A 7,054-nucleotide genomic window follows, 5' to 3' on the forward strand; every position below is an offset into this window, starting at 1 on the left:
CTGAGCTGGAAAAAATTAAGATCATGGTCTTGCCGAATGGAGAGAAGATGGCCACTGAGATATCCAAAAAACAGCGCGAAATCCTGGATGCTCTTCATATGTGTGCCTAAACGCTGGGGAGGTCAGGTAAAATATAAGATAGACTACTTGAATCAGCAGTTGAGTTCTGCGAGGTCGATTGAAACCATGATAAAAGAACACAGTAATCGCGTTGCCTGGAATGTTCAAAGAATATATAGAGTAAGAAATGAAATATCTCATAGCATGGTTAGATACCCGTTACATGATATTATGATAAACATGTTGATAGAGAATCTTCATTCTTATGTAGATCGAATATTGAATATATTAATTGATACCATTATGAACAATCCAGAATTTAGCATAGATGACATTTTTCTTAAGACCTCTCTAGAATTATCCGAGCATATGTATCTATTAGAGGGAAACAGGAAATCAGGAAAATGTAACTCCGAAAATTATCTTTTATATCTATTTAGACAATAAAAATATAATTAATTTTAGGGTGCTTAGAAATATGTGCCCTCAAACTAGTCTTCCTCACCCCATCTTCTCCCTCACCGGCTCCAGTATCGCGTTCAAGTGCTCCACGGCGCTCTTCTTGAGGTCGAGGGGGTGCATCTTCCCGACCAGGAAGTCCATCTCCAGGGCCTCGTAGTTTGTGTATGTGACGTCGCCGCCGAACTTCTCGGGCCTTCTTATGGTGACCTCCCCCAGGCGGGGGAGGATGTGATACTTGAATAGCTCGGTGACGGGGTTTCCTTCGATATCTTTTGCCGGGCAGTAGGCGGACATTATCTTCTTGTCCAGGTCCTCGGCGGAGTCGTCGATGGAGATGTAGTTTCCCTTCGAGGAGGACATCTTCCCGCCGTTGAGGCCGGATATTATGGGGGTGTGGAGGCAGACGGGGGGCTGGAGGCCGAGCTTGGGCATCTCTTCTCTAGCCAGCATGTGGATCTTCCTCTGGTCGATCCCCCCGACGGCGAGGTCGACTCTCAGGGCCGCGATGTCCACCGCCTGCATCAGGGGGTAGATCATCTGGGAGACGTGGGGGTTGTCCATGTTCCGGCCCACCTCATCCATCGACCGGCGGGCCCGGTTGAGGGTGGTGTTCCTCGCCATCTTCAGGACGTTCTTGACGTACTCCGGCTCCAGCTGGTAGTCGGTCCCGTATACGAACTCCGTCTCTTCGGGGTCGAGGCCCAGGGCGATGAAGCAGTCGCGGTTGTAGTCTGCCGTCGCCCTCACCTCTTCGAGGGTTCCCTTCTCGTTGAGGTAGGCGTGAAGGTCCGCCAGGAGGACGACGACCTGAAAGCCCGCCGCCTGGAGGTCGATGAGCTTGTTTGCCGTGAGCATGTGGCCCATGTGTACCTTCCCGCTCGGCTCGTACCCGACGTAAGCCCTCGGCCTCTCCTTCGTCTCCATCAACGCCTTCAGCTCGTCGAGGGTTACGACCTCCTCTGCATTCCTGACCACCAGCTCAAGCCTCTCCAACGGATATCACCACCCCCCCAGAGGAGTGGGGATGTATAACGCTTTTGGTTCCTTCTGGCGAGGGGGCTTTTTAGGAGGTCGGGGCGCCGTCGGAGGGGCGGGGTCTATCCGGCGGAAGGGTTATTGCCGACCAGGGGCGAGGGGTCGATCATGAAAGAGAAGGCAGAGAAGAAAGTGGGGGGAGAGTGGGAAGAGAGTGGAGGGAAGAAAGAGAGAGGGGAGAAGGGAAAGCGCGGATCGAAGGCTCCCCCGCCGCCAGGGGAGGCGGATATGAACCGGGAGAAGACGGCAGGCCTCCTCTTCCTCGCCCTCCTCTTCGCCATCATCTTCTGGGATGCGTTCTGGTTCCTCTCCAAGTTCATGCTCCTATTCGTCATCGCCTATGTCGTCTATCTCGTCGTAAAGTCCCGATCTTGATTTTGGCGGATATGGAAGAGAAAGGGTTATCAGAAGGCAGGGCCCACCATACCGCCATGAGATGCAGAACGCCGGGCAGGTCCGGCAGGATCCGCAGCCGCGAGCAGAATATTATACTTCTCGTCTTGGCGGTGGTGATCGTCGCCCTCCTCTGGAACTTCATCGGAATGATCTTGAGGGTCGCCCTCTTCGCCGTCGTCGTCTACCTCGTATACCGCCTCCTCCAGAGCTATACCTAGAGCTGCAACTGAGAAGTTCAGAGAGCAGGTGGAGGGCCGGTAGAGAGCTCTTGAGAGAAACCGTTATCATCTAAAATGTCCGATTTTGACCCATGACCCATCATACTCCGGGCCGGGCCGGGGGGAGCGGCTCCCTTGCAAAGAACGCCCTCCTCCTCGTCCTGGCCTTCATAGTCGCCGTCCTCCTCTGGAACGTCATAGGCTTTCTTGCAGGGGTTGTGATCTTCGCCCTGGTCGTCTACGTCGTCTACCTCGTCCTCCGCCGCCACATCTGACCTCCTCGATCCGGAGGGCCTCGGCGAGGTCCTCTTCGGTGTTGAGGTTATAGAGGCTCAATAGCTCCGGGTCCAGGGGGCGAAAGAGCTCCACGGGGACGTTTCTGACCAAAAGCCCTCCCAGGGGCGCCCGGATCCGCCGCTCTCCCGCGACGAGAGCCTCGCTGCAGGCCCGGGCCATGGGGCCGGTCCGATAGACGGCGTGGAGCGGCTCGATGAGCCCCCCCTCCCGGATCGGGACCGCGGCGTCGTGCCCCTCAGCGAGGTCGAATAGAAGCTCCATAACCCTGGGGTTCAGGAAGGGAAGGTCGCAGCCTACCGCCAGGGCGAGCTCGCTGCCGGCCGCCCCCATCCCTGCGGCGAGCCCCGCCACGGGGCCGAAGCCCCGGACGGGGTCGGCGACGACCCTCGCCTCGGGGACGACATCTCTGAGCCTTTCGGCCTGATCGTCATCCCTCGCCACCACCACCACCTCGTCCGCCACCTGGCCGACGACCTCGACGGTCCTCTCGATCATGGTCACGCCGAAAAATTCGAGGAATGCCTTCTGGTAGCCTATCCTCCTTCCGGCGCCTCCGGCGAGGATCACAGAAGACCGCAGAGCTCCCATCCTCCCTCCCGGCAGTCCTCTTTCAGAGCCCGGAGGAGGGCCGCCTTTGGGTCTGGCTTTTTCCCGTCGGTGGTGAGGATGGTGAAGTCGGGGCTGACGGAGGCGGTCGCCCTCCCCACCTCCTCGAAGAGGGCCTTAAAAGATGCCTCGTCAGGCGGCTTTCCAGATCCGAGCCGCTGGAATGCGAGGTCTCTTGTGAACCTGTTGCCGAGGATGACCAGAGCGGACGTACCCCTCTTAGTGATCTCGGCCTTCTGGCCATCGATATCGACGAGGATATACCCTCCGGGGACGGCGTAGATCCTCCTGCGCCTCTGCTTCTCGATGGAGAGCTCCGTCACCTCCCCTGCCAGGAGATCCCCCCTCTTCCAGACCTTCTCGTGGCCGTCGGCTATCTCGACGACGGAGCCGAGCTCCTCAGCCCTCTTCCGCAGATCCTCGTCGGTCCTGATCTTGCCGCCGTAGAGCTCCTCCTCCAGGACCCCCGCCTCCCCGAAGAAGGAGATGCTCCGCCGGTCGCCCCCCATCACCGCCCTATCCTTCCCCGAATAGGCCACCACCAGAGACATCCGGACCTCCCCCTCTCATCCTCTTTTCATCTCTCTTCAGAGCTCATCTGCATCTCGGCCGCAGTCGCCGTCTGGCTCATCAGCATCGAGACGGTGAGGGGCCCCACCCCTCCGGGGACGGGGGTGACCGCCGCCGCCACCACCAGGACCTCGTCGAACTCCACGTCCCCCACGGTCCTGTCGCCGACCCGGTTTATCCCGACGTCGAAGACGTAGGCTCCGGTCCGGACCATATCTCCCCTGATGAGGCCGGGGACCCCCGCCGCCACGACCAGGACTTCAGCCTTCCGGGTATGGGCAGCCAGGTCTTTTGTAAAGACGTGGCATACGGTGACGGTGGCGTTCCTGTTGAGCATCATCGCCGCGAGGGGCTTTCCGACGACGTTGCTGTGGCCGACGATCACCGCCTCTTTCCCCTCCAAGTCGACGCCGAGCCGCTCGAGGGCCCAGATGATCCCCTTGGGGGTGCAGGGGACGAGCCTCTCCGCCCCGGCCAACAGGGTTCCCATGTTCAGGGGGTGGAAGCCGTCGACGTCCTTTGCGGGATCGATGGCCGCCATCGCCGGTGCGGGGTCCCTCCCTCGGGGGAGGGGGAGCTGGAGGAGGATGCCGTTTACGTCGTCTTTCTCGTTCAGCCCCTTAATAGTCTCGAGGATCACCTCGATCCTCGCCTCCTCTGGGAGACGGACGGTCTGGGATCTTATCCCGACCCGGTCGCAGGCGGAGTGCTTGATCCTGACGTACATCGCAGAGGCGGGGTTCTCGCCGACGATGATCGTCGCAAGGCCGGGCCTCCTCCCTATGGCTGCGAGCTTCTCGACGCGGGCAATCGTCTCCGCCTCCATCTCCGAGGCGAGGGCTTTGCCGTCTATGATCATCCCAGTTCCGGATATAGGGGGAAACCGCGACAAAGCTCGGCCACCTCGTCTCTTACTCTGGCGATGACGTTCTCGTCGTCGATATTCCTGAGGACAGATCCGATCATGTTCGCGATCTGGACCATCTCCTTCTCCTTCATCCCCCGGGTGGTGACCGCGGGGGTACCTATCCTGATCCCGCTGGTGATGAAGGGGGAGGTGGGATCGAAGGGTATGGTGTTCTTGTTGAGGGTGATCCTCGCCCGCTCCAGGGCGGCCTCGGCGTCTTTTCCCGAGTACGGCATATTCAGGAGCTTGACGAGCATCAGGTGGTTGTCGGTTCCTCCCGATACGAGCTCGAAGTTCTGATCGAGGAGGGTCTTGGCGACTACTGCGGCGTTCTTGACGATCTGCTCCTGGTAGCTCTTGAACTGGGGGGTCAATGCCTCCTTGAAGCCGACGGCCTTTGCGGCGATGACGTGCATCAGGGGGCCGCCTTGGACCCCCGGAAAGACCGCCCTGTCGATGGCGGGGGCGATCTCCTGCCTGCACATGACAACGCCGCCCCGGGGGCCCCGGAGGGTCTTGTGGGTGGTGGTTGTGACGACGTCGGCGTAGGGGATCGGCGACGGATGAACGCCGGCGGCGACGAGCCCCGCGATGTGGGCGATGTCGGCCATCAGATATGCTCCCACCTCGTCGGCTATCTCCCGGAGGGCACCGAAGTCGATGGTCCGGGGGTACGCCGAGGCGCCGGTGACGATCATCTTGGGAGAGCAATCTCTCGCGATCTCCAGGATCTCGGCGTAATCGAGCATCTCCGTCTCCTTATTGACGCCGTAGTGGACGACGTTGTAGATCTTGCCGGAGAAGTTGACGGGGCTTCCGTGGGAGAGGTGGCCGCCGTGGTCGAGGGCCATCCCCATGACGGTATCCCCGGGCTTGAGGAGGGCGAGGTAGACAGCCATGTTCGCCTGGGAGCCGCTGTGGGGCTGGACGTTGACGTGCTCTGCGCCGAATAGAGCCCGGCACCGGTCTCTGGCCAGGTTCTCGGCGACGTCGACGAAGGTGCAGCCGCCGTAGTACCTTTTGCCGGGGTAGCCCTCGGCATATTTATTCGTCATCACGTTGTTGTAGGCCTCCATCACCGCGAGGCTGGTGAAGTTCTCGGCGGCGATCAGCTCCAGGCCGTTTCTCTGTCGCTCCAGCTCGTCATTTATGGCGGAGGCGATCTCGGGATCAGCATCATCCAGGAATCTCAATCAAATCACCGGTAAACGATCTTCGAGAGAGGACTTCCTCGGGGGCAAAATAGGTTATGGTGGTATTTGGGGCGAAGCCCCCCCCGAACCGCAGCCGCTCCGGCAGCCTTTTTAATCCATGAGGCCAGAGTCGGAGCCGATGCTAAAACGGGCGAGGATGATAGCCGACCTCCAGTTCGGCCGCGGCTGCGGTCGCGCCCTCTTCGGGGAGGATACGACCTTCATGCTATCGAATACCGGAAGGCTGAGGCACCTTTACCTTGACGGCGAGAGGACGGCGACGGTGAGGGCGAGGGACGGTCTCCTCACCTTGAGCGCCTCGGGGGCGAAGCTCCTCTACGACTTTCTCCCTGCCCCAAGACAACGGGTCGTCGTCATGAACGACGTCGCCCCTTACGTTGCCCGTGGCGGGACCGCCTTTGCAAAGCACGTCGTCGGCGTCGACCCCGATATCAGGGCAGGGGAGGAGGTGCTGGTCGTCGACGAGGACGGAAGGCTCATCGCCACCGGAAGGGCCGTCCTCTCGCCGGAGGAGATGATGGAGCTGCGCCGGGGTGCCGCGGTGATCGTCAGGTCCGGCCAGGAAGAGGAGTGATTCCGGGTGCGCTACAGATACGCGAAACGGTTGCCAGCCATGGCAGCGACGACGATAACTTATAAGTAAACGGCCGCGAAATTTCGAGCCATGTTTCCCTCTGCTTTACCCCCCAACCCTCTGATCCTGGTGGGGATGGTCCTGATCTCTGCTGGGATCCTATACACCCTCGTATCCGCCCGGGCGGGGGTCGTTCTCATGGGACTTGGCACCGTCTCGACGGGTATCTTCCTCTTCACCATCGTTCCGAACGCCTTGGACCCCATGGCCCTCTTCTTCAACGGCCTTATGGTCTTATGCGGCCTATGGATGGTGGACGTCGGGGCCAGAACCTCCGGCTCCTGGCGATAACCTTTATATGGATGATCTGCGTCCAGGAATCCGCAGCGGGGCCATAGGGTAGCCTGGTATCCCACAGGACTGGGGGTCCTGTAACCGGCGTTCAAATCGCCGTGGCCCCATATTATCGATCCTCCGGTGTCGATTTTTCGGAAGCAATTTACCCAGCACGTTACAGGACTTTGTCCTCTGGTCGCTTCAGGAGCGAAAAATGAAGCGGTTGGATATCGACTGGAACGTTCACAATAAAGGCTCCTCGCTGTTTTGTGTGGGTGGATTTAAGGGATCGCCAATCCTGTAGCTTGGTCCCAATAACTTCATGACTGCCGGGAATAGGGAGGATCATGATATGTATCGCTACGTGCTGACTCAGGAA

The 7,054-nt window shown here is 59.6% G+C and carries 10 protein-coding genes and 1 tRNA gene; 6 read left to right on the plus strand and 5 right to left on the minus strand.

What is annotated here, in order from left to right:
* Positions 1 to 561: 561 nt before the first annotated feature.
* A complete protein-coding gene (locus tag P0O24_RS12040) occupies positions 562 to 1,515 on the minus strand; it encodes a tyrosine--tRNA ligase (protein ID WP_316970002.1) in 954 nt (317 codons plus the stop codon).
* 150 nt (positions 1,516 to 1,665) lie between these two features.
* Between P0O24_RS12040 and P0O24_RS12045 the strand changes: the two genes are divergently transcribed.
* The 3 genes from P0O24_RS12045 to P0O24_RS12055 all read left to right on the plus strand — a co-directional run bounded on the left by P0O24_RS12045 (position 1,666) and on the right by P0O24_RS12055 (position 2,446).
* Complete coding sequence (locus P0O24_RS12045; RefSeq protein ID WP_316970003.1) at positions 1,666 to 1,932, plus strand: hypothetical protein; 267 nt, start codon at positions 1,666 to 1,668, stop codon at positions 1,930 to 1,932.
* 56 nt (positions 1,933 to 1,988) lie between these two features.
* On the plus strand, positions 1,989 to 2,171 hold the full coding sequence (locus P0O24_RS12050; protein WP_316970004.1) for a hypothetical protein: 183 nt from the start codon (positions 1,989 to 1,991) through the stop codon (positions 2,169 to 2,171).
* 92 nt (positions 2,172 to 2,263) lie between these two features.
* Positions 2,264 to 2,446, plus strand: coding sequence for a hypothetical protein (locus tag P0O24_RS12055; RefSeq protein ID WP_316970005.1), 183 nt, complete (start codon positions 2,264 to 2,266; stop codon positions 2,444 to 2,446).
* On the opposite strand, the gene mobA is transcribed toward P0O24_RS12055, so the two are convergent.
* The 4 genes from mobA to P0O24_RS12075 are packed head-to-tail and all read right to left on the minus strand — an operon-like array spanning position 2,367 to position 5,744.
* A complete protein-coding gene (gene mobA / locus P0O24_RS12060; protein ID WP_316970006.1) occupies positions 2,367 to 3,056 on the minus strand; it encodes a molybdenum cofactor guanylyltransferase in 690 nt (229 codons plus the stop codon). The genes P0O24_RS12055 and mobA overlap by 80 nt on opposite strands.
* Positions 3,032 to 3,625, minus strand: a complete 594-nt coding sequence (locus P0O24_RS12065) for a DUF2121 domain-containing protein (RefSeq protein WP_316970007.1) — start codon at positions 3,623 to 3,625, stop codon at positions 3,032 to 3,034. Before P0O24_RS12065 ends, mobA begins: the two co-directional genes overlap by 25 nt.
* Positions 3,626 to 3,651: 26 nt before the next feature.
* Positions 3,652 to 4,503 (minus strand): bifunctional 5,10-methylenetetrahydrofolate dehydrogenase/5,10-methenyltetrahydrofolate cyclohydrolase, encoded by an 852-nt coding sequence (locus P0O24_RS12070; RefSeq protein WP_316970008.1) that lies wholly within the window; start codon positions 4,501 to 4,503, stop codon positions 3,652 to 3,654.
* A complete protein-coding gene (locus P0O24_RS12075; RefSeq protein ID WP_316970009.1) occupies positions 4,500 to 5,744 on the minus strand; it encodes a serine hydroxymethyltransferase in 1,245 nt (414 codons plus the stop codon). The genes P0O24_RS12070 and P0O24_RS12075 overlap by 4 nt, the downstream gene beginning before the upstream one ends.
* A gap of 118 nt (positions 5,745 to 5,862) precedes the next feature.
* On the opposite strand from P0O24_RS12075, the gene P0O24_RS12080 reads away from it, so the two are divergent.
* The 3 genes from P0O24_RS12080 (at position 5,863) to P0O24_RS12090 (ending at position 6,800) form a co-directional block, all read left to right on the plus strand.
* Entirely contained in the window at positions 5,863 to 6,339 is a 477-nt protein-coding gene (locus tag P0O24_RS12080) for a PUA domain-containing protein (protein WP_316970010.1), read from the plus strand.
* A 90-nt stretch (positions 6,340 to 6,429) separates the two neighbouring features.
* The gene (locus P0O24_RS12085; RefSeq protein WP_316970011.1) at positions 6,430 to 6,690 is read left to right on the plus strand and encodes a hypothetical protein; all 261 of its coding nucleotides are present in this window, start codon (positions 6,430 to 6,432) and stop codon (positions 6,688 to 6,690) included.
* A gap of 37 nt (positions 6,691 to 6,727) precedes the next feature.
* Positions 6,728 to 6,800, plus strand: a tRNA-Pro gene (locus P0O24_RS12090).
* Positions 6,801 to 7,054: the final 254 nt, after the last annotated feature.

Source organism: Candidatus Methanocrinis alkalitolerans (genome assembly GCF_029167205.1).
Classification (GTDB): Archaea; Halobacteriota; Methanosarcinia; order Methanotrichales; family Methanotrichaceae; genus Methanocrinis; species Methanocrinis alkalitolerans.